Raw genomic sequence first — 3,233 nt, forward strand, 5'->3', positions numbered from 1 at the left:
AAAACAAAATAGTAGAGAATAGAGAAGAGTCAATTGTAGTAATTATTCCCGCTTTTAATGAAGAAAAAAACATTAAAAATGTTATCAGGAAGTGTAAAGAATATGTTCAAAAGATTATAGTAATAGATGATGGTTCTTCTGACAATACTTCTCAAATTGCCAAAAATGAAGATACAATAGTCATTATAAATAGAGAGAATTTAGGGAAAACAGATTCTCTCAAAAAAGGATTCAGAAAAGGTACAGATGAGAGTGCTGATATATTTTTACTGCTTGATGCGGATGGCCAGCACAATCCGGATGAGATTCCCTTATTTTTGGAAAAAATCCATGAAGGTTATGATCTTGTAATCGGAGCAAGAAAATTCAGACCTGAGTTAATGCCAAAAATCAGAATCCTGGCAAATGCAGTTTCATCCTATTTAGTATCATTAATCTGTGGTGTTAAAATAGAAGACAGCCAATCCGGTTACAGGGCATTGACAAGGGAAGTGGTTGAGGAAATTACTATAACTTCAAGCAGGTTTCAGGCTGACACAGAAATGATTGTGAAAGCAGCAAAACATGGTTTTAAAGTAGGATTTGTACCTATAGAAACAATTTATCATCCTGAAGCAAAAAGTAAGGTTCACCAGTTTATCGACCCATTAAGATTTATTTTTTTAATAACCAGGCTTGCATTTTATAAAAAGACAAAAAAGTAATATTCTCTAAAAATATGATACATTAATAATAAGCAACTAACTTATGACATCTTTTATATAATTATTTTTTGTGTATTTTTAAAAAGGATTTGTAAAGTATTATCTGATTGAATTATATTTACTTATAATTTATTATGTACAAATACTTTTTCAATCAATACATCAAAACTTTATTTGAATTACACCTGGAAAACCTGTTATAGTATATTGTGATTTAAAACAGACAGTAATCATTAATATATATGATTTTTAAAAAGACTAATATAACATAGAAATATTTATGTCGAGTTGAATAAATACAAATAAACAGAAAGATAATTATAATGTTAGAAAAAAATCAGAAGAATAAGAAAATAAAAGGAAGTTTACCTCCCTGGTGGCATGGTTTTTTAGGATTTATTGGATTTTTTGGATTTCAGGGATTTTCACAGCACAAACCCTATACCTTGCTATTTTTTACCTTTTTTGCTTTTTTTTCTTATTTTAAATTTCTCAGAAAAGAATTAGAGTATTTAGGATTACTTGGCTTTGTAGGAATTATTGTTGCGGTTTTAGGAATAATAGGAGTTATACAGGTATAATTTTTCAATACCCGTCAAAAAAATATGCTGACAGAAGCCACCGGTTCAAAAATAAAAAAATTTATTTCAAGTTATTATAATTTTCCACGGGTAATTTATTTCGTATTCATTGCACGATTTATAAATTCTATTGGTTACTTTGTCTTTCCTTTTCTAACACTTTTTTTAACAAAAAATCTTTCTCTCAGCGCAGATAAAGTTGGCATATACCTTATGCTTGTAGAGGTAGGAAGAATAATCGGGGCTCTTACAGGAGGTAAGGCAACTGATTATTTTGGAAGAAAGATTGTATTGGTGGGATCCCAGATAGCCACTGCACTTTTTTTATTTCCCTGTGCTTTTCTTGGAGAATCATTATTAGTTCCAAATTTGTTGATTTTTGCCGCTTTTTTTAATGGAGCTGTTCACCCGGCAATTGATGCAATAATAGTAGATGTTAGTAATACGGGTAATCGAAAAGAGATTTTTTCATTCATTTACCTGGGACTTAATCTTGGATTTGGTATTGGCTCACTTGTTGCAGGTTTTTTATATAACAACCATATAACCTTATTATTTTTAGGCAATGCTGCTGCTGTAATAATTGTATCTATTGTTGTAAGTTTTTGTGTTTGTGAGACTATGCCAAAAAGAATAGACAATTCAATATTAAATTCTGTTAATGATGGACCCGGTGCAGATAGGATAAAAATTGTGAAGCCGGAAAAAATGTTCACTGCTCTAAGGAAAGAACCCATTGTATTTTATTTTTTTCTTGTTAGCATTTTATATTTTTTGGTGCACAGCCAATTCTTTTTCAGCCTGCCTCTCCAGATAGATGATATATTTTTAACAAAAGGTCCACAGTATTTTGGAGTAGTGATGAGCTTCAATAGCTTGATTGTTGTTCTTATGACTTTACCTGTAACGTGGTTATCCAGACAAAATACATCTGTTATTAATATTTTTTGGTCTGGTGTCCTATTTGCCATTGGTTTTGGAATGTTAAGATGGGTTAGTGTTATAGGATGGATTTTATTATCAACTTTCATATGGACTTTAGGGGAAATATTATTACGAATTAATGCAGGTGTTTTTATTGCCAACCATAGTCCTGATGCATTAAGGGGTCGCTTTAATTCACTTGTAACAGTCAGTGGCAGTGTTGGTCGCATAATTGGGCCACCTCTGTTGGGATTGATTATTACCGATTATGGTATACGCAGCATCTGGTTGGTAATCACTTTATTATCTGTTATGGCATCTGCTTTCATGTATTTAATTCATATCTCTGAGAAGAATAATATTTAGATTATTGCTATTAAAAAATAATTAAACATTTCAGCAAATAGGGCTGTAATAATATTTATTTAAGTGCTTTAAAATAACCATATTATAGTGGTGAGTTAAATATATGACAGTAATCATAAAATTGATACAGTTAAATTAAAAATGCTAAGAAATATAGATATAAAATATTATAAATTGAAATATGCACAATTAATATGTAAAAATAAGAAAGAGATAGGATTGTTATCTTGAAATATAATGAAGTTGTTCCTGCTGTATTTATTGAACGCATCAACCGTTTCCTGGCTAAAGTTTTAGTTGGAGGAAAATTTGAAATGGTCCATGTGAGGAATTCAGGCAGGTGTAGAGAAATATTGATTCCGGGTACAAAAATATTTCTGGAGAAAATTGGTAACCTGAGAAACCGAAAGACAAAATATTCGCTGATAAGTGCTTATAAGGGGACAAAACTGATAAATATTGATTCCCAAATTCCCAATGATTTAGTGAGTAATGCTTTAATGGAAAAGTCTTTACCGGGAATTGATGTTGGGAAAGATATAAAAAGGGAAGTTAAGTACAATAATTCACGGTTTGATGTAATGTACCATAATCATAATTCTAAGGGATTTATAGAGGTGAAAGGTGTTACCCTGGAAAAAAATGGAATAGCTCTTTT

Annotated in this window: 4 protein-coding genes; all 4 read left to right on the plus strand. The window is 30.7% G+C overall.

Translation table 11 applies throughout. The features are described from left to right. The coding region (locus PHQ99_08270) for a glycosyltransferase family 2 protein (protein MDD4289565.1) at positions 1–704 on the plus strand (704 nt) is incomplete at its 5' end. A gap of 323 nt (positions 705–1,027) precedes the next feature. Beyond that, positions 1,028–1,285 (plus strand): DUF3796 domain-containing protein, encoded by a 258-nt coding sequence (locus tag PHQ99_08275; protein ID MDD4289566.1) that lies wholly within the window; start codon positions 1,028–1,030, stop codon positions 1,283–1,285. Positions 1,286–1,309: 24 nt separating this feature from the next. Continuing rightward, on the plus strand, positions 1,310–2,575 hold the full coding sequence (locus tag PHQ99_08280) for an MFS transporter (GenBank protein MDD4289567.1): 1,266 nt from the start codon (positions 1,310–1,312) through the stop codon (positions 2,573–2,575). Positions 2,576–2,802: 227 nt separating this feature from the next. Further along, positions 2,803–3,233 (plus strand): DNA/RNA nuclease SfsA (locus PHQ99_08285; GenBank protein MDD4289568.1); only part of this gene is annotated, 431 nt, incomplete at its 3' end.

The sequence above is a fragment of the Atribacterota bacterium genome, assembly GCA_028703475.1.
Classification (GTDB): domain Bacteria; phylum Atribacterota; class Phoenicimicrobiia; order Phoenicimicrobiales; family Stramentimicrobiaceae; genus JAQVMU01.